The organism is Xanthomonas sp. 4461, from assembly GCF_024806475.1.
In the GTDB taxonomy this organism is placed as follows: domain Bacteria; phylum Pseudomonadota; class Gammaproteobacteria; order Xanthomonadales; family Xanthomonadaceae; genus Xanthomonas; species Xanthomonas arboricola_F.
The window spans coordinates 1668321-1687581 of sequence record NZ_JANTYV010000001.1 but is presented as its reverse complement, the minus strand read 5'-3'; the positions used below and the strand labels follow the sequence as shown (position 1 = coordinate 1687581).

Genomic DNA, 19261 nt, shown 5'->3' with positions numbered 1-19261 from the left:
GGCCATGGCGGTCATCGTTGCCAGGGCCGTGAGCCACCCAGCGTTTTCGCCCATTGCCCACTAGTTGTGCACGCGTTAGTGCAGGGCGATAACGACATGCCGTCATCGTTCAGCCGCCACGTCATGTTGCCGATCCTGCTTGGTATCGGCGCAGCGCATCCCGACCTCCACTACACGCTCTCCTTCAACGACCATCTGATCGACCCGGCCCAGGAAGGCACCGACCTGACGATCCGGTTTGGCGGACTCGAACGTTCGGGTGGCCTGGTGGCGCGCGAACTAGGACGCCAGCGTCGACGGGCCTCCTTGGGCCTGAGTGTCGCCGAAGGTTCTGGTTCTGGCGGGGCCACGTCATAGGGATGAGGTCAGTTACGTTGCGACCGATGAGCGGGAGATCACCCAAGGATTGGCGCCGCAGCGCCGGATCCGCTGATGGCCAGATCCTTCAGCCACTGCTCAACGCTGCGCGGTGTGCTGCCGAGCAATTGCTGGGCGCTGGTGGCGAAGTGGATGGTATTGGCAGGGGTTTGCCAAAGGGCCTGGTAGAACCCGGCGACGGCCATGGCGGCGGGGCCGAGCAAGGGTTGCAGTTGCTTGCCGAAGGCTTCGGGTTGCACGCGCTGAAACTGGACACCGCGCTTGAAGTGGTTGGTCATTGCAGCGGCGAGGTCTGCGCCCAGCAGGCCCGGTAACTGGCCGACGCCGACCACGCCGGTGATGGCCGGTCGATCGAACAGCTGCGCAGCGACGTCGGCGATGTCCAGGTGCGAGCTCCAGGACACCGGGAAATCTTCCCGGACCGGGTAACCGAGGACGCCATCGCCGTGCACGCCGCCGATGACCATGGGCAACAGCAGGTTTTCCAGATACAGACGCGGAGCGATGACGGCGCTGGAAACGCCACTGCGCTGCACGCCATCGATCAGCAAGGCGATGGCCGAATCGGGCGCTGCCTGCAGCGGGTTGCCCGGGTCGTCGACGATGCTGCCGCTGGTGGAAATCAGCACGCGCGCTGGTCTTGCGGCATCGATGGCCTGGACGATGTTGGTGGCGTAGGCCACGCGCAGGTCTTCGGGCGCCTGAGGCAGGTGCACGAAGACGCCATGCGCGCCGCGATAGGCGTCGACCAACGACTGGACCGAGCCGTTATCGATCTGCACCGAAGGGCCGGTGGCTCCATCGGCGTTGCGGACTGCGGCCACGGCGTGCTTGCCGGCCTGCAACAGCACGTTGAGCAGCGGGGCGCCTTGTGCGCCGGTGGCACCATGGATGATGTAAGTCATTGGCATACTCCTGTGGAGGTAAGGGGGAAGCTGAGGCGCAGGAGCATGGGCGGCGTGCTTCGGTTACTTCAACTGCACTAATGGCATGGCGCTGAATGCAGATCGGCGTGGAGAACGAGATGACGTCCAGGCAGGGGATCGAGGTGGGCGTGGTGCTGTATGCCGATGCGCAGCAGGCGGCCGTGCTTGGCCTGACCGATCTGTTTGCGGTGGCCAACCGGCTCGCGGACGCCAGCGGTGCAGCGGAGGGCGCGGCGATCCGGGTCACGCATTGGCGGCAGGCAACGCCCACCGCCGTGCCGTCGCGTGTGTTCGAGAGCGATACGCATGCCGGTGCGCGCCTGTGTGCGTTGATCCTGCCGCCCAGCCTGGGCGATGCGCCGGCCCACGAGCGCAACGCCAGCCTGATCGATTGGCTGCGCGTACAGCATGCGCAGGGCGCGATGCTGTGCTCGGTATGCGCGGGGGCGTTTCTGCTGGCCGGCACCGGCATCATGGACGGACGTCGCATGACCACCCACTGGCTGCATGCAGCGGCGCTGCAGCAGCGCTTTCCGGCGATCCAGGTGGACTCGGACCAGATGCTGATCGACGAGGGCGATGTCATGTCCGCCGGTGGCGTGATGTCGTGGACCGATCTGGGCCTGCGGCTGGTGGACTGCCTGCTGGGGCCGGCGATCATGCTGGAAACCGCGCGGGTGCTGCTGGTCGACCCGCCGGGCCGGCAGCAGCGTTACTACAGCGTGTTTTCGCCGCGATTGACGCATGGCGATGCGGCCATCCTGCGGGTACAGCACTGGCTGCAGGAGACCGGTGCGCAGCAGGTGGCGCTGAGCAGTCTGGCGGCACTGGCGGGGTTGGAGACGCGCACCTTTTTGCGTCGCTTCCAGAAGGCCACCGGCATGACCAGCACCGAGTATGGCCAGCGGCTTCGTGTCGGCCGGGCGCGTGCGTTGCTGGAAGCCGATGCCATGACCATCGACGCGATTGCCTGGGAGGTCGGCTACCAGGATGCGGCGGCATTTCGCAAGGTATTCAAGCGCATTCTTGGGCTGTCGCCCAGCGACTATCGGCAGCGCTTTGCGGGTGCAAGCCGTGCCGGGGTGACCTGAACTTGCCGGTCATCTTCTTCTCCGGGACGCGGCCAACACGCCTGGCGGTGGTGGAATGTCGCTGCAGGACCGGTGATGTCGGCGGCGCCACTCGTCGTGACGACAGTGCCGGCGCATGCTGATGCATGGCATTCAACACGAGAAGCACCATGCGCAAGGCGGTCATCGTCATCGATCTGCAGAACGACTATTTCCCCGGCGGCAAGCTGCCGTTGAGCGGCATCGAGGCCGCCGCAGCGAATGCATTGGCGGTGATCGCCAATGCGCGCGACACGGGCGTTGCGGTACTGCATGTGCGTCACGAGGCGGCTGCGGATGCCCCGTTCCTGGCGGTCGGTTCGCAAGGCGCGCAGCTCCATGATGCGGTTGCGCCACAGGACGGCGAAGCGGTCATCGTCAAGCGGCACGTCAACGCCTTTCGCGAGACGCCGCTTGCGCAGCAGCTGCAGCAGCACGGCGTGACGGACGTGGTGATTGTCGGTGCGATGAGCCACATGTGCGTGGATGCCTGCGTGCGCGCTGCCGCCGACCTGGGCTATACGGTGACGGTGCTGCACGATGCCTGCGCCACGATGGATCTGCACTTCGATGGCACCAAGGTGCCGGCGGCCCACGTGCACGCGGCAATGATGGCCGCGTTTGAGTTTGGCTATGCGGCGGTGCGATCCACGCGCGAGTACCTGCAGGGTCAGTGAGCCAGCGGCGGGCATCTGGCGACAGGTACTGATGGTGCAGGCCGATTGCTGCGCGGGCTGCGCCTGGCCCGGATGCGGTGCGCACTACATGCAGCGCATCACCGCGCGAACCCGGGTGTCCGGCTGCGACGAAGCGTCGCAGGTGGCGTGGCGTTTTTTCATTACACTTTGCCGATGCGCTTACCTTCCTCGCCCTTGTTCAGCATGATGCAGCGCCTGGCTTGCCTGGCGCTGCTGCTGTTGCTGATCGCGCCGTTGGTAAGCCGCACGCTCGAGAACGCCTCCGGCTTCCTGGAGGGGCCGCTTTGCCATAGCCGTCCCTGGCAAGCTGGCGAGGCGCTCGATGCCGTGGGTGACAAGGCACACGCGGCGCAGCTCTCGGCAGACGTGCAGGCCGCGACAGCCGAGCGATGGCTGGGCGACAGGCAGGACCTGCGCCATGCCGATGGTGGCGATGGGTTCGCCTGCGATTACTGCCTGCTCGCCGCGCGGCTGCTGCCCTGGCTGCTGATGGCCTGCCTGCTCCGGGCGCTGAGTCGGAGCCGGCTTGCGGTCGAGCGCCTTGCCGTTGCGTCTCCCATCGCGGCACGCTGGTGGGCACACGCGCCACGCGGTCCACCGCGATTGGCCTGAAACATCGTGTGTGGAGCCGCATCCGTCAGCGGGTGTGACGTTAGATGTTCTGGAGCGTGTAGATGACGTACTTAGCCTTGCCGCCCCGCGCGGCGGCGACGCCTTGCCTTGCCCTTGTGACGCTGGTGCCGACACTGGCGCTGATGACCCCCGCGCAGATGCGCAGGCTTGCGGCGGGCGAACCGCAATACCGGTGTCGAGCCGTTTCGAGCGATGACGCATCGAACCTGGACAGCTGCGATCAGGCAGTTGGCGTACAACTGCAGGATCAGCGGTGAACGGCATGCGCAATGCCACTCCGCGCGGAAGGATGGGAGTCCGCATGCAAACGCTGCGATCGGTGTGGAAGCGAGGACTGTCGCAGGTGATGCTGGGGTGCCTGGTCTGCGTGCTGGCGGGCTGTGGGCAACGGGGCAGCGGGTTCGCTCCCGATGGCGCAGACCTCAGCCCGATGGCGCGCGGAATGGATTTTTACCTCTACGACACCGAAGGCGCGCCGCGGCCGTTACGCAGTTTCCGTGGCAAGGCCCTGGTGCTGTTCTTCGGTTTCACCCATTGCCCGGATGTGTGCCCGACGACGCTGGCGCGTGCGGCGCAGGTCAAGCGCAAGCTGGGTGCGGATGCCGCCAAGGTACAGTTCGCGTTCGCCACGCTGGACCCGCAACGCGATACACCCAACGTGCTCAGGACCTACGTGAAGGCGTTCGATCCGGACTTTATCGGCTTGACCGGTAGCGAAGGCGATATCCGGGTGGCGGCGGGCAATTTGAAAGTGAGCTATGCGAAGGTGCCGATGGGGCCGACGTACACCATCGATCACTCCACGCGCAGTTTTCTCTTCGATCGCGATGGACAGCTGCGCGTGGGCCTGGCCCACGAGCAGACGGTGGACTCGGTTGTGCACGATATCCGGCAGGTGCTCTGACTGACCTCAGAGCGCGCTGCCGGCTTCCCGATGATCAACGTCGATGACCGCTATGCACGGCGCCGTGGCGCCCGCACGGCTCGACCCAAGGAGAACGACATGAAATTGCATCTGCTGCTGGTGAGTGCGTTGTCTGCCTTGTCGATGGTGGCTTGCGAGCGCACGCCTGCGCCCGAGGCCAACCCGGCGCCGGCGGCCGCGGCCTCTGTTTCGACCGTGGCGCCGGCTGCTGCTCCTGTGGTGGTGGCGAGCGGGGCGTGGTCGCGCGCAACGCCGCCGGGCGCGCCGGTGGCGGGCGGCTACCTCACCTTGCGCAACCAGGCGGCAACGCCGGATCGTCTGGTGGCGGTGGAATCGCCGGCCAGCGCACAGGTCGAAATCCATGAGATGACGATGGATGCTGGCGTCATGAAGATGCGCCATCTCGAGCAGGGGCTGGTCTTGCCGCCGGGCAAGGACGTGGTGCTGGGGACCGGCGGGACGCATTTGATGTTCATCGCGCCGGCTGCGCCATTCGAACAAGGCAAGCCGGTGGTGGCCACGCTGGTGTTCGAGCATGCGCCGCGCGTCGAGGTGCATTTCGACGTTCGTCCGATGGGCGCATCGGCGCCCGATGCGCAATCGCATGACCGGCATATGCACTGAGAGCGGCTAACAAAGCGTCGCGCGCAGTCGTCCGGTGGCTGTGGGCGGCGTGGCGGAACCGGCGTGTACGCGTGGTACATGCCGCACCGGGCACCGGCCGCGCCCACCTGGCGGTGAGCACAGTCGTGTTGTCGGTATTCTCCAAATCGCCTCAGTGGAAAATCAATGCGCCAGCACCACCACGTTCGATGCGGCCACCGGCCGTTCACTGCCAGGATCAGCTAGCCAATGGAAACGTCAAACGCTCCGTGTTGTGGTGTCGCGCGTTTTTTCCAGCTGCTGGAGGGGCCATGGGCGTCGCTGATCGTGCGCGAGCTGCTTGCGGGGCCGCGCCGGTTCAGCGAACTTCGGCAGGCGTTGCAGGGCATCAGCGCCCATACGTTGACCAGCCGCCTGCGGCAGTTTGAGGCTTCCGGTCTGGTGGTGCGCACCGCGTATGCGCAGATGCCGCCGCGCGTGGTCTATGAACTCACGCCATTGGGTGAAGGGCTGCGCGGCGTCTTCGATGCCTTGCGCGAATGGGGCGAGTCGGTGCCAGTGGAAACCGTCGCGGTGACGCAACCCAAGGATGGCGTTGCAATGAGCATGCGGGAGATTGCGGCTGGCTGTCCGCTCGCCAAGTCCTGAGTCGGCGTTGTGCGTCGCGCCAAGGCGCCGTGCGCAGGTGCGGGCGATGGCTGGCGCGGTTGCAACGATTGAGGCACCGACGGCTGCAAGCCTGAAACAGCCAGCAGTGCGCACATCGACCAATCTGCCAGCGGGCAGTGGGTGGCCGGAGCGGCGCCAGCAAGCTGCACCGCCTGCGTGTGCTACCGGCCGCTTGTCGTCGAATATACGGTTCGTATACGATGTGTATATCCCGCAACACGCCAGGAGCCACCATGGGCATCGTCAATATCGATGACGACCTGCACGATCAACTGCGGCGCGCCTGTACCGTCACCAGCCGGTCGATCAATGCGCAGGCCAACTTCTGGATCAAGGTGGGCATGTTGTGCGAGATGCATCCGGACTCCTCGTTCCAGGACATCGTGGCGCAGGAGCTGCGAGCGGCGGGGGTGAGGCCGCAAGCCTTGAAACCGCACACCGCAAAACCAGGGCGCGCATGATCAAGCGCCCGGATGAGATCGCATTGATGGCGGTCTCCGGGCGGCTTCTTGCGCAGGTGTTCCATGCGCTGGATCGGCTGCCGCTGGAAGGGCGCAGTACGCTGGAGCTCAATGCCTTTGTCGAACGCATGATTGTCGATGAGCTCGCCGCACGGCCCGCGAGCAAGGGGCAATACGGGTTCGAGTTCGTGCTCAATGCCTCGATCGACGATGTGGTCTGCCACGGTGTGCCGTCGGCGGACGATGTGTTGCGCAGCGGGCAGATCGTCAATCTGGATATCACGCTGGAAAAGAATGGCTTTATCGCCGACTCCAGCACGACGTATCTGGTGGGCGAGGTGACCTACCCGGCGCGACGGCTGGTGCAGACCGCGTATCAGGCAATGTGGAAAGGCATTGCCGCAGTACGGCCGGGTGCGCGGCTGGGCGATATCGGGCATGCGATTGCGCGGCATGCGCGCGACCACGGCTACAGTGTGGTCAAGGAGTACTGCGGCCACGGGATCGGCCGTGAGATGCATGAAGATCCGCAGATCCTGCATTACGGCCATGCAGGCACCGGCCTGGCGCTGCAGGAAGGCATGGTGTTCACCATTGAACCGATGATCAATCAGGGCCGTGCGGCGATCCGTTCGCAGCCTGATCAGTGGCCGGTATACACCCGCGATGGCAAGTTGTCGGCGCAGTTCGAGCACACGGTGGCGGTGACCCGCAGCGGCGTGCGTGTGCTCACGCTACGGCCCGACGAAACGCCGCTGTGCCCGGTGGAGTGATGCACGGCAAGGCGCTGCGCGCGGCAGCTGTCATTGCCGCGATGCGCGCCTGGACGCGTCGGGTGCGCGTGGGATGAGCGCACTGGTGGTGTTCTGCAGCAGCGTCCGTACGGCGGTTTCGACACCGATGAAACGTCTGCGTTGGAGCAGATACGCCACCCCGAGCAGGGCCACGAACATCAGTGTCACGCCCGGCATGACGATGGCTGCGGGAACCAGGATTCCAACCGCCGCATACACCACGGTCCAGCTGCAGTCGCCGGTGATCGTGATTTCGCGCTGTCTGCGGTCGACCGCGATGCGCCCGCGCATGATCGGTGGGTACACCGGGCCGACGATGACCAGAAACGTCTCGCGAAACGCGTAGACCTGCTCGGATAACGGATGGAATCTCAGCTCCGGCCAGCGCGACTGCTCGAGCGCATGTTCCACCTGCGCCAGTGAAAAACAGTCCAGCGCCTGACGGCTTGCCGGAATCCGGCGCCGGAACACCGGCAGTCCCCATCCGAAGTACAGGCGGTTCCAGCTGATCGACAGAACGCCTTCGATCACCATCACGACCAGCAGCAGCTTGAACATCGAGGCTCCTTGTTGTCTGGCGAACACTGCTGCAGGGCGTCGGCATGATCGTCGCCACGCGCTGCCAGCGCCGACTCTAGCAATCCAGCGTGCGGCGCAGGGCCGTCACGCATCCAGGACGCCGCAGACGGCGGCGCTGTCGCTGGCGGATTGGATCAGGTCAGCAGAGCTGATGCACACTAGCTTCCACAGCCGACGTCGCCACTTCCAGCGTGCTGATCCAGTCCCGCTTAGCGCCATGCAGCCACCGTCTCACCATGTCCTTCCTGCGCAGCCGTCCACTGCCGCGCAGCTGCGTCGCCCCGTCGACTGGTTGCGTCGGCAGTTGCGTGCCAACGACCTGTGGTTTATCGGTCTGGCTGCGCTGGTCGGGTTGGTCGCCGCCGCATTGATGGTATTGCAGGCCGGCATCGCGCACGGGTTGCAGGCCTGGCTGTACCGGTTGGGGCCGGATGCGCGGCTCAGCACGGCAACCTCGATCACTCCCACGCAGTTGCTGGTGCTACCGCTGGGTGGGCTGCTGGTAGGTCTGGTGGCGTTGATGGCGCGACGGCGCAAGCGGCCCCTGGTGGACGCGGTGGAAGCCAATGCGTTGCACGGCGGGCGCATGTCGATGCGCGACAACCTGATCGTTGCGGTGCAGACCTTGCTGTCCAACGGCTTCGGCGCATCGGTCGGGTTGGAGGCGACGTATACGCAGATGGGGTCCGGTGCCGGTTCGCAGCTCGGTCGCATCCTGCGGGTGCGCCGTGCGGATATGCGCACGCTGGTCGGCGCCGGTGCGGCGGGCGCCATCGCCGGCGCCTTCGGTGCACCGCTGGCGGGTGCGTTCTACGCGTTCGAGATCGTGATCGGCGCCTACACGCCGTCGGCGTTGGCGCCAGTGGCGGCTGCGGCCTTGGCCGGCGCGTTCATGGCCAGCGCGCTTGGCGCAGCGCCGTACTCGTTGCCGGCGGCGGTGGCCTACCAGTTGCAGCCACGCGACTACGCGATCTACGTCGCGCTGGGGCTGGTGTGTGCGTTGATCGGCATTGCCGTGATGCGCCTGGTGGCCGGCATCGAACGCGGCGTGGGGCGCATCAATCTGCCGCTATGGGGCCGCCCGGTCATCGGCGGGTTGCTGCTGATTCCGTTGGCGATGTATTCGCCGCAGGTGCTGTCGTCTGGCCATGGCGCCCTGCATCTGGATATGACCAGCAGCACCACCTTGCAGGTGCTGGCCACCCTGTTGGTGCTCAAGTGCATTGCCTCGGGCATTTCGCTGGGTTTCGGCTTCCGTGGCGGGCTGTTCTTCGCGTCCCTGTTCATGGGCTCGTTGGTCGGCAGCCTGTTCGCCGTGTGTGTGAACCTGTTGCTGGGCGCGGCGGTGGTGGATGCCACCAGTGCATCGCTGGTGGGTATGGCCGCACTGGCGGCAGCGATCGTGGGCGCACCGATGACCATGGCGATGCTGATCCTGGAGGGCACGCACGACTTTGTACTGGCCAGCGCGGTGATGGTGGCAGTGTTGGTGGCCAATACCGTGGTGCGGCAGGTGTTCGGCTATTCGTTCTCGACCTGGCGGCTGCATCTGCGTGGCGAAAACATCCGCAGCGCACGCGATGTGGGCTGGGTGCGCAATCTGTCGGCCGGCAAGATGATGCGCAAGGATGCCAACCACACCGCGCAGGACATCAGCGTGGGCGAGTTCCGGCGCCGTTTCCCGCTAGGGTCGACCCAGCGCGTGGTGCTGGAGGATGCGGCCGGTCACTATGCCGGTGTGGTGCCGCTGGCAGTGCTGTATGCCGACAACGTGCAGCCGGATGCGCCGGTGAGCGACTACGCCAGACATCGCGACGCGGCATTGCTGGCAGACACCGATATCGTGGCGATCATGAAGGTGTTCGATGCGACGCAGGCCGACGAGCTGGCGGTGATCGATACCGACCGCCGGGTACTGGGCGTGTTGTCCGAAGGGTTCGTGCGCAAGCGCTACGCCGAAGAGCTGGAAAAGCGCGAGCGCGAACTGATGGGCGAGCGGGCCAGCGGCGACGACTGAGGCCGTCTATCCGGACGCGATGTGCCGCAGGTTGCCGGCGTGCGCGCAACCGTGGAGCGATACACGGTATCGCCGGCTGCGCGGCATGCGCCGAGCAGCGATTTCGCCGCTACACAAATGCGACGACGCGTGTGCGACGAGGAGCGTCTGACAAAACTCCTTCATGCCGATCTACTGCGGGGCGGCTGGTCTGCGGCTTGGTTGCAGGGCTATAGGGCTACAGGCTGCTGAGTTGCGGCTTGATCTGTGGCTTGGCTGCAGGGTCCTTGCCCGCCCACCGTCGCGGGACACGCTGCAAGTACGTCCTTGTAAGCTCTTACGCGGCATCCATGCCGCGTAAGGTCCCGCGACGGTGGGCGGGCAAGGACCAGTCGAGATGGTCGGTGTGCATGCTTCGAAAAACAGTCCGCAAACTGTCTGTTGTGTTGTCCTCGCCGCTTGCGGGAGCGATGGCGGCATGGGTGCGGCAATCGCTCCCGGGGGTGGGTTCACGGCGCGTCCCGCGAGCGGTGAGAGCATCGCGCCCTCGACCCGCTCAGCGTTTGACCTGGACGGCTGACCGTATCCACCAAGATGCGGCTGACACAAAAACGACGCTCATCGCAGGCGGCCGTTCGCTACGTTCTGCTAGCCGCTCTCAACGGCAGCGCCCGAGCCGGCGTTCTCGTTGCGGGTCGCGGCGGTGCTTGATGCGCTTGGTGCAAGCGCATGCGCGCCCACCAGGGCGGTGAGCCGTCGGTGGCAATCGCGCACGGCAAGCGCGGACGCCGGCATGTTGCAGGCGTCGAAGGTGTGCGCTTCCGCCTTCCAGGCGACGAGCAGGTCTTCCAGATCGCAGAGCAGGCTCGGCATAGGCGTTTCTCGATGGGCTTGGCGTACTTACGGCGGCAGACAGCGTTCGGATGCAAGGCCGCTATGCTGCAGGCTGACTCAGTTACCTGACGACCCAGCCTGGCAAGTCGCCGCCAAATGCGCGCGTCGCCGTCGCCACCCGGCGGGGGTTCCTTTGGCCGTGTCTCCCGCCAGACATCCGTAACCGACCGCAGCTTCAGCGTGTCCGTGCGGTGATGACGCTGCGCGCAGCCAAGCGCCAAGCCACACATGCATATCACGGCACCGGGAGGAGGGTGACAAGGCGGCCTTCTGCCGCAGGAGACGAGCATGCGCACCCAGGAAAACGGCAACGAGCGGATCGACGAGCCCCGCCCGCCCAACGGGGTCAAGGCCCCCGGCAAGAACGAGGACCTGCTGCAGGATGGCCCGGCGCAGGACAGCGAGATCGATGACGACGACAGCATCGAAGGCGACATCGACGAAGACGAGTAGCCCGGTCGGGCCAGCCGCACGGCATCGTGAGCAAGCGCAATGCCGCGCCGCGCTGGGGGCATGCTGCCGTGGCGGGATATCGCGCCGATCATCCAGCCGCCGCGATTGGCCGGCATGCCCGTCTGTCTTGCGTCTGCCGTCTCCCGTGTGGCGCGGCGCTGCTCTACAAGGTGCGGGAGCGCCGATACGGCACATCCATGCGCGCGCCCGGCTCGTCGGCAGGCAGCGCCCATCCTAAACTGCACAGCCACCAATACCGTTGAATGCCATGGATACGCTGCCGCCATTACCGACCATTACGCTGGGCGAGTATCGCCACTTCAAGGGCGGCCGTTACGAGGTGCTGGGCGTCGTGCGCAACAGCGAAACCCTGGAGCCGCTGGTGTTGTATCGGCCGCTGGACAGCGAGATCGGCCTGTGGGTGCGGCCTTTGGCGATGTTCATGGAACAGGTGGACGTGGATGGCGTGATGCGGCCGCGCTTCGCGCCTGTGGCGTGATCGGCGCGTGCCGTCGCATCCGCTTTCAGTTGTCCGGTAAGACGGCCGTGAGCACCGCCAACGCGCCGCTCACCACGCCCGATGGGCGCTACCTCATCGTACGTGGCCGGCTGTGGCGCACGTCCAATCCGCATCTGAGTGCAGAGGTCCGCCTGGCCCTGGTCGGCGAGCTGATGGATGCACGCCGTGCGGTCAAGGCGGCCAAGCGCCTCGACGATGCGCGGCAGCTGGCGAGCGCACGCGCCAAGGTCGATGCAGCAAAGATCGCGTTGGGAGAACGCGGCCCGGTGTGGTGGACCGACGGTGCCGACGATCTCAATCGGCATCTGGTCAAGAACACGCCATATGCCGACTGGTTTGCTGGTCTGGACGCTGCGCATTAGCGTGCGTGCAGCAGCATGCTGCAGAGAACGATCAACACCAGATGCGGCGAAACCGCCGCGATGCGGCGCCGCAGGGGAGTGCGCACATCCCGCGTGGCGGGCTTCTCAAGAGCCTATGGGCATGCAAGCGCCCGGACGGATGACCGCGACCAGTTGCATCGGCCCAGCGCGACGCTGCCGGGCTGGGCCGTTGCTGTCTGCCTAGGCGACTCAGCCCAGGTCGCAGTTGCTCGGCTGCGGCCAGGTGGTGGCGGGCAGCATCGCCTTGACGGCGGCCGGTGCGGTGATGCCGATGGTGCTGGCGCCGTACAGGTCTTCAAGCTCGTCGATGCTGACGATGTAGCTGTCCAGCGAACCCAGGTTGGCGCTGTTGGGAATCAGCCAGCTGATGGCGCGCGTGCCGCCGCCCGGGTTGGCGGTGATGATGGTCTTCCAGAAGAAGTCGGGCGTGCGAATGCCGTGGCTGCTCAGGAAATAGTCGTTGCTGGTGTCGCTGTAGATCACGCCGCCATACACCTGCACGCTGGCGATATCGCGATAGCACTCGGCCACGTTTTCTGCGCGCACCCAGATGCCCTGGTTGAAGCTGGAGACCTGCGGCACGATGTTGGACATCAGGTTGGCGCGACGGATATAGGTCGCGTTGTAATCCATGTGGTTGGAGGTCACCAGGTGGCCGCGGTCGTAGCCGCTGCGCACGCTGGCGTACGAGGCGGTGGAGGTCTGGCCGCCGCAGCCGCTGGGCAGCTCGGTGTCCAGGTTGAAGCTGGAGGGGCGCGCAGCCGATCCGGTGTCGGCCTGCAGTACGTACTCGTAGCGCAGCGCGGTGTGGTTGGTGCAGTCGTAGCGCAGCGTGTAGCCGCCCTTGTTGAGGGTGACGACCTGGGCATTGGCAGTGGCACTGACAGCGGCAAGAAGCAGAACGACAAACAAGGTCCGGAAGCGCATGGGAGTGAATCTCCTGGAAATCAATCGGACGCACGACGCCACCGCCGGCTGCGGATAAGCAGACCGACGCTCAGCGGAACGAGCGCTGGAAGGGGGACAGTTGGCTCGGTATGTAGCGAGCGCGACAGCTATCGCACGCAAATGTTGCGTGTTGGTGACGTATGCGTGAGGAATGTGCGGTTGCACCATTTTTTTCGATAAAAATGTGGTGCGTTTCGCAGATTCACTGTGTGCGGCCACTGCGCGATAAGCGCAAGGTTATGCCTGGCGCGCGCGAATGCGGCTGCAGGGCACGCCTGTTGCGAGCGTGCGCGGCGGTATCGGCAGCGTGGGAGTCGCTGCTGCCGGAAATCACCATCGTTGGTGGTCGGGGGGACGCCAGCCTCCGCCTGCACGGTGGGCCTGCGACCGGGAGCGGCTTGGGAATGGCCGTCGATGCCAGTCTCGCGCGTCACGCCCGCACATCGCTGCTCGATGTCCGCTGCGCTCGCCGACAGCGGATACAAAAAACCCCCAATCCGCAGTCCGTGCGGAAGGGGGGCAAGCGGTTGGCGGTGAGCCGATCGCTCGACTATGCGACGTCTCTGTCCAGCTGCTGCACGCTTGCAGGCTCCAGCTGGAACAGCGACACCAGCTGGGTCAGGGTGCTGGACTGCTTTTCCATCGCACGCGCTGCGGCCATGGCTTCTTCCACCAACGCGGCGTTTTGCTGGGTGGTTTCGTCCATCTGGATGACCGTCTGGTTGACCTGCTCGATGCCGGCCGACTGCTCGGTGGAGGCGGCGGTGATCTGGCCCATGATGTCGGTGACTCGGTTCACGCTGGCCACGATCTCGGTCATGGTGGTGCCGGCCTTGTGCACCAGCACCGAGCCTTCGGCAACCTTGCCCACCGAGGCATCGATCAATTCCTTGATCTCCTTGGCCGCACCGGACGAGCGCTGCGCCAGCGTGCGCACCTCCGAGGCCACCACGGCGAATCCGCGGCCCTGCTCGCCGGCACGCGCCGCTTCCACCGCCGCATTCAATGCAAGGATATTGGTCTGGAACGCAATGCCGTCGATGACGCTGATGATCTCGGCGATCTTCCTGGAGGAGGCTTCGATGCCGCTCATGGTGCCGACCACCTGGCTGACCACCTCGCCGCCCTTGGACGCCACATCGGCGGCGCTGCGCGCCAGGGCGTTGGCCTGCAGGGCGTGTTCGGCATTCTGCTTGACGGTGGAGGTGAGTTCTTCCATCGATGCAGCGGTTTCTTCCAGATTGGCTGCCTGCTGCTCGGTACGCCGCGACAGATCCTGATTGCCGGCGGCGATTTCGCCGGCAGCGGTATCGATCTCCGCCGACGAGTACTGGATGCGCCCGACGATGTCGGTCAGACGGTCCACCGTGGTGTTGGCATCCTCGCGCATGCGGGCGAACACGCCTGCCGCGTGTCCGTGCATGCGTGTGGTCAGGTCGCCGCCGGCAATGGCGCGCAGCAACTGCGACAACTCGCCCAGGTTGTTGTCGGCGGTGCTCATCAGCTGATTGAGGTCGACCACGATCTGGCGGAAGTCGTGCTCGTACGCGGTTTCGTCGCCACGCGCGCTGAAGTCGCCCGCCGCTGCGGCTGCGGCCAGGCGCTTGATCTCGCCATTGACCGACAACAGGCTGGCGCGCACATCGTTGATCGACTGGCTGATCACCACTTTTTCGCCCGGCAAGGGCGCCAGCTGCTGCGACAGATCGCCGGCGGCGTAGCGCTCGGTCAAGGCCACGATCTGCATGGTCACCGCGATATGGCTGGACACCAGCGTGTTGCTGGCACGCACCATGGTGCCGAACTCGCCCGGGAACTCCTGCTCGGCGATGCGGTGGCTGACGATGCCGGCCTCGTGCTTGTCGCCCATCTCGGTCTGCGCCTGGATCACCCGACGCAGCTGACGCTGCATGCTGTCCATTGCCTGCAGCAACTGGCCGACCTCGTCGTTGCGGTCGATCGAGATGGCATTGTCCAGTTTGCCCGACGACACCGCATGTGCGATGCCCACGGCGCGATTGAGCGGCTGGGTGATGGCGCGTGCCACGATCCAGCCGAACCCGATGCACACCACCGCACCGACCAGGCCGAGCACCAGGCCACCGATGCTGGCGGCGACCGAGCTGTCCACCGCTTCCTGCACGGTGCCGCGGAAACGCGCGTCGGCGCGCTTCTGCATCGCGGTCAGCGTGGTGCGATAGGTCTCCAGCGCCGGTGCCATGGCGCTCATCTGTTGCGCATCGGGTTCGCGCTGCTCCACGAAGGCTGCCGCCACGCCATGGGCCAGGCGGTAGTAATCGTCGAACTGCTTGCCCAGCTGCGCCAGCTCCTTCGCATTGGCCGGGTCGGCCTTCTGCAATTTCACGTAGGAGGTGTGGATGTCGTCGGCCACCGGTTTGGTGGCCGCCAACATGTCGGCATCGCCTGCGGCGGCCGCGCCGTTGAGCCCATTGATTAGCTTGTCCAGCGCGGCCACATTACGGGTCATCGCGTCGAGCATCGGAAAATGCACGTCGCGCACCGCTTCCAGACGATCGTTGTTGCGGTGAAACACCAGCGTGCTGAAAGCCACATAGCCCGATAGGCAAATGATTGCCACCGCTGCCGGCATCAGGATTTTCCAGAACAACGGTAACGACAGAATGCGGCGCATGATGTGGCTCTCGAGCAGGGGGCGGATCACGGCTTCAGGACGACCTTGACGCTGGCATCCACGGCGGCGGCACTGATGTAACCGATCGCGCCCGGCGTGGCGGTCACGGCTTTCTTGACTGCATCGTCGCCGCTCACACGCTTCGGACGCTGCGCCTTGCCGGTGAACATCAACTGCGACCAGTACGACTTCAGCTGCGCCGAGTCGCGCGAGGCGACCTTCTTGTAGAACTCATCGCGCACTGCAACGCCTTCTTCCTGATCGATCGGCACGGCTGCACCGCCGCCGGGCAGGCTGTTGGACTTGGCCAGAAAGATCTGCGACACCTGCGCCGCGCTCAGGCTGTCGGGGCCGCCCTTGGCAGACATCACCACCACCACATCGGCATTGGCCGAGAACGCAAGCGACGACAGCAGCGCAAGCAGGCAAGCTGCGGAACATTTGGAAAGTTTCATGGGGGCTCTCTTAGAACACGAAGTCGACGGACGCCGACAGCAGGTTGTAGCTGCCGCCCGGACGGAAGCCCGGCTGGATGTTGTTCAACGACCCGAACGAACCGGCGTTGTTGTCGATATGGCTGGCCTGCAACTTGACCGCCACGCTTTCGCGCGCGTCCCAACGCAGCGATGCGGTGAAGCTGTGACGGCCGCTTTCGGCCTGCGCCAGCGCACGCGTCATGATGCCGACCGGGTCCTGGCCGCGCGCGATGGTCGGGCCCTTGCGATCGACGCTGCCGTAGGTGACCGACGGGGTCAGGGTGCCGAACCGGCCGCCGACGCTGAGGTAACCGGAGGTGGTCTTGCCGTTGAGCGAGGGCGAGTAATCGGCCTGGATCACCTCGGTGCGCAGGAACCAGTTGCCCGGATCGTAGGCGTAGCCGACGCTGGCGAAGCTGCCGTCCACGTCATAGGTGGTCAGGCGATTGGCCAGTGCCGGATTGATGCGCTGGTAGGCGGTGAACAGGCGGTCCAGCGACGGGGTATCGAAGGTGCTGGTGCCGACGATGTAGGCCGCACGGAATGTCGACGCGCCCGATTCCAGACCCAATGCCAGGCCGCGCATCGCATTGACGTCGGCTTTCTTGGAGTCGATGCGGCCGTAGAAACCCTGCACGCTGACCACGCTTTCGCCGGCATTGATGGTGTACACGCCTTCGATGCCGTCCATCGGCAACAGGTAGTTATAGACCTCGTACGGCGGGCGCACCCACGGGGTGGCATAACCCACGCGCTGGTACTCGGAGAGCATGTACAGCGGTGCGGTGATGCGGCCCAGGCGGGCAGAGAACTGCGGGCCGAACTGGTACTTCACATGCGCCAGGGTCACCTTGGGCGCGTAGTCGGCGCGCTCGGCGTATTCGCTGGTCACCTGCAACACGCCGGTAAAGGCGTCGGTGAACTTGGCATTGACCTGGCCGGCGATGCGCGAATCCGGACGCGCCGAGGTGGAGTGGCTTGCGCCTGCACCTTCCACGGTCTGGATGTCGGGGGTGAAATCGGCTTGGTCTTCGGTCGAGTGGACCACGCCCAGCGTGCCGAAGCCGCTGAAGGTGAACATCGAATCCTCCTGCGCGTAGGCGCAGGTCGACGAGGCCAGGGCGATGGCGCCACTGAGCAGTTTGACGGTCAATTTCATTGCGGTCTCGACTAAAAAGAGGATGGACGCAGCGCCAAGGGCGCAGCGGGCAGAACGGTGATGCGCGTCGCGTTGCGCTGATCCCCGGTAGCGGCCGCCTGTGTCCTCGCTTTAGCGAGATTTTTACAAACCGGTGAAACGGTTAAGTTGCCAGGAAAATATGTAAATGAACGATAGATGGGCGCTATCGTGTCGGTTCACGGACTCGTGCCAGCATCACTTCCGGATTGCATCGGACAGTCATGTCCGATGGTTTGGCCGATGGCCGTACGCTGCAATCAGTGCATGCAAAACAACCAGATTGCGCTTGCGATGCAGTACAAGAGCGCTGCCTCCGCGTCACGGGGCTGGAGGCAGCCAGCAACATCGCCACGTCCAGGCAAGCCGGACGTGGCGATTCGGTCCGGCGACGCGACCAACGGTACTAAGACGTTTTCGCTAGCGTTACCGGGGCCGGCGATCGAGCGCGATGGCTGCGGACCCGGCGCGCACGGGGCCACCCGATGGCGCGATCACCGATCGGCGCCGGGCAGTTTGACCACCACCTTGATCTCGAAGCGGAAGCCGGCCAGCCAGGTCACGCCGACGGCGGTGACGGCGGGGTAGGGCGCCGGGCCCCAGTAGCCGGCCCACCGCTCCCACGCAGCCTCGAACACGACTTCGGGGTTGACCATGAACAAGGTGACATCGACCACGTCCTGCGAGGTGCAGCCAGCGGCGCTGAGGACTGCATCGAGGTTGGCGAAGGCACGGGCGATCTCCGCGTCCAGTTCCGGCTCGGGCGAGCCGTCGTCGCGGCTGCCGACCTGGCCGGCGACAAACATCAAGCCATCGGCACGCACGGCCGGTGAATAACGATGGCGTTCGTACAGCGCATGGCGGGCCGGCGGGAAAACGACATCACGTGTGGTCATGGGACTCTCCTTCGAAGTGCGACAGAACGGACGTCCACCCTAAGCGCCCGGCCGTGCGCGATAAATCCGCAGGCGCGACCAACACTATTTGTAGAATCCAAACAATCTTGGTGCAGGAGGGGCGATGGACCGGTTCGATGCGATGCAGGCATTTGCGCGTGTGGTTGAGACCGGCAGCTTCACCAGGGCGGCCGACACGCTGCAGATGAGCCGTGCCAGCGTGACGCAGCTGGTGCAGCAACTCGAAGCGCGGCTGCGGGTGAGGCTGCTCAACCGCACCACCCGCCGGGTGCACGTGACCGCCGACGGCGCTGCCTATTACGAACGCGTGGTGCGCCTGCTGGCGGACATGGACGATGCCGAAACCAGCCTGTCGGCTGCAGCGTCGTTGCCGCGCGGACGCTTGCGTGTGGATGTGCCCAGCCCGTTTGCGCGCTTGATCCTGATGCCGGCGGTGCCGGCGTTTCATGCGCGGTATCCGGATATCCAGCTGGATATGGGCGTCAGCGACCGGCGCGTGGATCTGATCGGCGAGAACGTGGATTGCGTGGTGCGCGGCGGCACCATCGCCGACCAAGCGTTGATCGCGCGCCGGGTGGGCGACCTGAAGACCGGTGTGTATGCGGCGCCGAGCTACCTGCAACGGCTCGGTACGCCTTCGCACCCGTCGGAGCTGGAAAATACCCGGCACCGCTGCGTCGGTTTCATGCGTTGGGGCACCACCACCACGGTGCCCTACGCGATGCGGCGTGGCGCCGACGCGGTGACCGTGCACGGCCGACATGTGGTCGCCGCCGACGACGGCAATGCCTATCTTGCCGCGGGGCTGGCCGGCATGGGCGTGCTGTGGCTGCCGGTGTACATGGCTGCCGCGCACGTGGCCAGCGGCGAGCTGGTACCGGTGTTCGAAGACTGGCAGCTGGAGCCGATACCCTTGTCGATCGTGTTTGCGCCCAATCGCCATGTCAGCGCCAAACTGCGCGTCTTCATCGATTGGGTGATCGAGCTGATGGCCGCGCATGTGCATGTGGTGCGCCCGACGCCGCGTTGACCGGCGCGCGCTGGGTTCGGCGCGCGCGCTGCGACGCGT

Annotated in this window: 23 protein-coding genes and 1 other RNA gene; 15 read left to right on the top strand and 9 right to left on the bottom strand. The window is 65.4% G+C overall.

The genetic code is table 11. The annotated features are described in order from the left end of the window. Window positions 1-96 precede the first annotated feature (96 nt). Window positions 97-357: a LysR substrate-binding domain-containing protein gene (locus tag FHY19_RS07280; protein WP_259163317.1), complete on the top strand. Its 261-nt coding sequence runs from the start codon at window positions 97-99 to the stop codon at window positions 355-357. Window positions 358-395: 38 nt separating this feature from the next. On the opposite strand, the gene FHY19_RS07275 is transcribed toward FHY19_RS07280, so the two are convergent. After that, complete coding sequence (locus tag FHY19_RS07275) at window positions 396-1283, bottom strand: NmrA family NAD(P)-binding protein (RefSeq protein ID WP_259163309.1); 888 nt, start codon at window positions 1281-1283, stop codon at window positions 396-398. A gap of 119 nt (window positions 1284-1402) precedes the next feature. Between FHY19_RS07275 and FHY19_RS07270 the strand changes: the two genes are divergently transcribed. The 6 genes from FHY19_RS07270 to FHY19_RS07245 all read left to right on the top strand — a co-directional run bounded on the left by FHY19_RS07270 (window position 1403) and on the right by FHY19_RS07245 (window position 5293). After that, window positions 1403-2395, top strand: a complete 993-nt coding sequence (locus FHY19_RS07270; RefSeq protein WP_259163303.1) for a GlxA family transcriptional regulator — start codon at window positions 1403-1405, stop codon at window positions 2393-2395. A gap of 149 nt (window positions 2396-2544) precedes the next feature. Next, on the top strand, window positions 2545-3090 hold the full coding sequence (locus tag FHY19_RS07265; RefSeq protein WP_259163301.1) for a cysteine hydrolase family protein: 546 nt from the start codon (window positions 2545-2547) through the stop codon (window positions 3088-3090). A gap of 147 nt (window positions 3091-3237) precedes the next feature. After that, a complete protein-coding gene (locus tag FHY19_RS07260; RefSeq protein WP_259163298.1) occupies window positions 3238-3723 on the top strand; it encodes a DUF2946 family protein in 486 nt (161 codons plus the stop codon). Between the two features lie 62 nt (window positions 3724-3785). After that, window positions 3786-4001: a hypothetical protein gene (locus tag FHY19_RS07255; protein ID WP_259163296.1), complete on the top strand. Its 216-nt coding sequence runs from the start codon at window positions 3786-3788 to the stop codon at window positions 3999-4001. 44 nt (window positions 4002-4045) lie between these two features. Further along, complete coding sequence (locus tag FHY19_RS07250) at window positions 4046-4648, top strand: SCO family protein (protein ID WP_259163295.1); 603 nt, start codon at window positions 4046-4048, stop codon at window positions 4646-4648. Between the two features lie 99 nt (window positions 4649-4747). Continuing rightward, complete coding sequence (locus tag FHY19_RS07245) at window positions 4748-5293, top strand: copper chaperone PCu(A)C (RefSeq protein WP_259163293.1); 546 nt, start codon at window positions 4748-4750, stop codon at window positions 5291-5293. Between the two features lie 4 nt (window positions 5294-5297). Here the strand turns inward: FHY19_RS07245 and FHY19_RS07240 are convergent. Next, a non-coding RNA gene (locus tag FHY19_RS07240) (sX9 sRNA) lies at window positions 5298-5373 on the bottom strand. A gap of 148 nt (window positions 5374-5521) precedes the next feature. On the opposite strand from FHY19_RS07240, the gene FHY19_RS07235 reads away from it, so the two are divergent. From FHY19_RS07235 to map, 3 genes are all read left to right on the top strand, one after another. After that, window positions 5522-5920 (top strand): helix-turn-helix domain-containing protein, encoded by a 399-nt coding sequence (locus FHY19_RS07235; protein WP_259163291.1) that lies wholly within the window; start codon window positions 5522-5524, stop codon window positions 5918-5920. Between the two features lie 254 nt (window positions 5921-6174). Further along, window positions 6175-6402: a ParD-like family protein gene (locus FHY19_RS07230; protein WP_259163290.1), complete on the top strand. Its 228-nt coding sequence runs from the start codon at window positions 6175-6177 to the stop codon at window positions 6400-6402. Next, window positions 6399-7175, top strand: coding sequence for a type I methionyl aminopeptidase (gene map, locus FHY19_RS07225; RefSeq protein WP_259163287.1), 777 nt, complete (start codon window positions 6399-6401; stop codon window positions 7173-7175). Before FHY19_RS07230 ends, map begins: the two co-directional genes overlap by 4 nt. Before the next feature lie 30 nt (window positions 7176-7205). On the opposite strand, the gene FHY19_RS07220 is transcribed toward map, so the two are convergent. Next, window positions 7206-7754: a hypothetical protein gene (locus tag FHY19_RS07220; protein WP_259163281.1), complete on the bottom strand. Its 549-nt coding sequence runs from the start codon at window positions 7752-7754 to the stop codon at window positions 7206-7208. Window positions 7755-7992: 238 nt separating this feature from the next. On the opposite strand from FHY19_RS07220, the gene FHY19_RS07215 reads away from it, so the two are divergent. Beyond that, window positions 7993-9792 carry a chloride channel protein gene (locus FHY19_RS07215; protein WP_259163279.1) on the top strand — a complete coding sequence of 600 codons (1800 nt, stop codon included), beginning with the start codon at window positions 7993-7995 and terminating at the stop codon, window positions 9790-9792. Window positions 9793-10419: 627 nt separating this feature from the next. Here FHY19_RS07215 and FHY19_RS07210 read toward each other — a convergent pair. Then, complete coding sequence (locus FHY19_RS07210; protein WP_259163277.1) at window positions 10420-10644, bottom strand: hypothetical protein; 225 nt, start codon at window positions 10642-10644, stop codon at window positions 10420-10422. A gap of 309 nt (window positions 10645-10953) precedes the next feature. On the opposite strand from FHY19_RS07210, the gene FHY19_RS07205 reads away from it, so the two are divergent. The 3 genes from FHY19_RS07205 (at window position 10954) to FHY19_RS07195 (ending at window position 12000) form a co-directional block, all read left to right on the top strand. After that, complete coding sequence (locus FHY19_RS07205) at window positions 10954-11118, top strand: hypothetical protein (RefSeq protein ID WP_259163275.1); 165 nt, start codon at window positions 10954-10956, stop codon at window positions 11116-11118. 268 nt (window positions 11119-11386) lie between these two features. Further along, window positions 11387-11617 (top strand): DUF1653 domain-containing protein, encoded by a 231-nt coding sequence (locus FHY19_RS07200; RefSeq protein ID WP_259163274.1) that lies wholly within the window; start codon window positions 11387-11389, stop codon window positions 11615-11617. Window positions 11618-11664: 47 nt separating this feature from the next. After that, entirely contained in the window at window positions 11665-12000 is a 336-nt protein-coding gene (locus FHY19_RS07195; RefSeq protein WP_259156799.1) for a hypothetical protein, read from the top strand. A 210-nt stretch (window positions 12001-12210) separates the two neighbouring features. On the opposite strand, the gene FHY19_RS07190 is transcribed toward FHY19_RS07195, so the two are convergent. From FHY19_RS07190 to FHY19_RS07170, 5 genes are all read right to left on the bottom strand, one after another. Further along, window positions 12211-12948 carry a DNA/RNA non-specific endonuclease gene (locus tag FHY19_RS07190; protein WP_259156798.1) on the bottom strand — a complete coding sequence of 246 codons (738 nt, stop codon included), beginning with the start codon at window positions 12946-12948 and terminating at the stop codon, window positions 12211-12213. Between the two features lie 571 nt (window positions 12949-13519). Then, window positions 13520-15652, bottom strand: a complete 2133-nt coding sequence (locus FHY19_RS07185) for a methyl-accepting chemotaxis protein (protein WP_259163273.1) — start codon at window positions 15650-15652, stop codon at window positions 13520-13522. Beyond that, entirely contained in the window at window positions 15649-16077 is a 429-nt protein-coding gene (locus FHY19_RS07180) for a phosphate ABC transporter substrate-binding protein (protein WP_259156795.1), read from the bottom strand. Before FHY19_RS07180 ends, FHY19_RS07185 begins: the two co-directional genes overlap by 4 nt. A gap of 10 nt (window positions 16078-16087) precedes the next feature. After that, on the bottom strand, window positions 16088-17257 hold the full coding sequence (locus FHY19_RS07175) for a hypothetical protein (protein ID WP_259156794.1): 1170 nt from the start codon (window positions 17255-17257) through the stop codon (window positions 16088-16090). Window positions 17258-17769: 512 nt separating this feature from the next. Further along, window positions 17770-18171 carry a Rid family hydrolase gene (locus FHY19_RS07170; RefSeq protein WP_259163265.1) on the bottom strand — a complete coding sequence of 134 codons (402 nt, stop codon included), beginning with the start codon at window positions 18169-18171 and terminating at the stop codon, window positions 17770-17772. 124 nt (window positions 18172-18295) lie between these two features. Here FHY19_RS07170 and FHY19_RS07165 point away from each other — a divergent pair, with 124 nt between their 5' ends. After that, entirely contained in the window at window positions 18296-19222 is a 927-nt protein-coding gene (locus FHY19_RS07165) for a LysR family transcriptional regulator (protein ID WP_259156792.1), read from the top strand. The last annotated feature ends 39 nt before the right edge of the window (window positions 19223-19261 follow it).

Excerpts from the sequence above, each read along its gene's own strand:
- FHY19_RS07205 (WP_259163275.1), top strand. The coding sequence starts at position 10,954 with ATGCGCACCCAGGAAAACGGCAACGAGCGGATCGACGAGCCCCGCCCG.
- FHY19_RS07235 (WP_259163291.1), top strand. The coding sequence starts at position 5,522 with ATGGAAACGTCAAACGCTCCGTGTTGTGGTGTCGCGCGTTTTTTCCAG.
- FHY19_RS07275 (WP_259163309.1), bottom strand. The coding sequence starts at position 1,283 with ATGACTTACATCATCCATGGTGCCACCGGCGCACAAGGCGCCCCGCTG.
- FHY19_RS07210 (WP_259163277.1), bottom strand. The coding sequence starts at position 10,644 with ATGCCGAGCCTGCTCTGCGATCTGGAAGACCTGCTCGTCGCCTGGAAG.
- FHY19_RS07180 (WP_259156795.1), bottom strand. The coding sequence starts at position 16,077 with ATGAAACTTTCCAAATGTTCCGCAGCTTGCCTGCTTGCGCTGCTGTCG.
- FHY19_RS07170 (WP_259163265.1), bottom strand. The coding sequence starts at position 18,171 with ATGACCACACGTGATGTCGTTTTCCCGCCGGCCCGCCATGCGCTGTAC.
- FHY19_RS07190 (WP_259156798.1), bottom strand. The coding sequence starts at position 12,948 with ATGCGCTTCCGGACCTTGTTTGTCGTTCTGCTTCTTGCCGCTGTCAGT.
- FHY19_RS07245 (WP_259163293.1), top strand. The coding sequence starts at position 4,748 with ATGAAATTGCATCTGCTGCTGGTGAGTGCGTTGTCTGCCTTGTCGATG.
- FHY19_RS07215 (WP_259163279.1), top strand. The coding sequence starts at position 7,993 with ATGCAGCCACCGTCTCACCATGTCCTTCCTGCGCAGCCGTCCACTGCC.
- FHY19_RS07200 (WP_259163274.1), top strand. The coding sequence starts at position 11,387 with ATGGATACGCTGCCGCCATTACCGACCATTACGCTGGGCGAGTATCGC.
- FHY19_RS07255 (WP_259163296.1), top strand. The coding sequence starts at position 3,786 with ATGACGTACTTAGCCTTGCCGCCCCGCGCGGCGGCGACGCCTTGCCTT.
- FHY19_RS07165 (WP_259156792.1), top strand. The coding sequence starts at position 18,296 with ATGGACCGGTTCGATGCGATGCAGGCATTTGCGCGTGTGGTTGAGACC.
- FHY19_RS07250 (WP_259163295.1), top strand. The coding sequence starts at position 4,046 with ATGCAAACGCTGCGATCGGTGTGGAAGCGAGGACTGTCGCAGGTGATG.
- map (WP_259163287.1), top strand. The coding sequence starts at position 6,399 with ATGATCAAGCGCCCGGATGAGATCGCATTGATGGCGGTCTCCGGGCGG.
- FHY19_RS07265 (WP_259163301.1), top strand. The coding sequence starts at position 2,545 with ATGCGCAAGGCGGTCATCGTCATCGATCTGCAGAACGACTATTTCCCC.
- FHY19_RS07230 (WP_259163290.1), top strand. The coding sequence starts at position 6,175 with ATGGGCATCGTCAATATCGATGACGACCTGCACGATCAACTGCGGCGC.
- FHY19_RS07270 (WP_259163303.1), top strand. The coding sequence starts at position 1,403 with ATGACGTCCAGGCAGGGGATCGAGGTGGGCGTGGTGCTGTATGCCGAT.
- FHY19_RS07280 (WP_259163317.1), top strand. The coding sequence starts at position 97 with ATGCCGTCATCGTTCAGCCGCCACGTCATGTTGCCGATCCTGCTTGGT.
- FHY19_RS07220 (WP_259163281.1), bottom strand. The coding sequence starts at position 7,754 with ATGTTCAAGCTGCTGCTGGTCGTGATGGTGATCGAAGGCGTTCTGTCG.
- FHY19_RS07175 (WP_259156794.1), bottom strand. The coding sequence starts at position 17,257 with ATGAAATTGACCGTCAAACTGCTCAGTGGCGCCATCGCCCTGGCCTCG.